At 63.1% G+C, this 507-nt stretch carries 1 protein-coding gene; it reads left to right on the top strand.

The window, feature by feature from the left end:
* Nucleotides 1–507 (top strand): calcium-binding protein (locus AC1DM5_RS36560; RefSeq protein WP_477976962.1); only part of this gene is annotated, 507 nt, incomplete at both ends.

Raw genomic sequence — 507 nt, forward strand, 5'->3', positions numbered from 1 at the left:
ATCGAGGCCTTCGCTGGCTCGTCGGCCAACGATACCTTTGTCGGCAATGGCACGACCGTCACCTTCAACGGCGGCGCCGGGACCGACACGGTCGATTATTCTGCCTCGGCTGCAGCCGTCAATGTCACGCTCGGCGCCGCCGGTGTGACAACATCAGGTTCGGGCGGCGACGCCCAGGGAAATAGCTACATCAACATCGAGCGGGTCGTCGGCTCGGCCTTCAACGACACGCTCGCCTCGACGGCAACATTCGGCCAGACGCTCGTGGGTGGAGATGGCAACGACACTTACATCGTCGACAGCCAGAACGTCACCATTTCCGAGTCAGCAGGTGGCGGTGACGACGAGATCCGCACCCACGCCAGCGCCTACGATATGGCCTCCTATGCCAATGTCGAGCGGCTGACCTATACCGGCACTGGCGGAACGGCCCTCTACGGCAATGCCAGCGACAACATCATCACCGGTGGGGTCGGCAACGACACTTTGGCTGGCGCGGACGGGTCC

Source organism: Rhizobium sp. 01T437 (genome assembly GCF_056398505.1).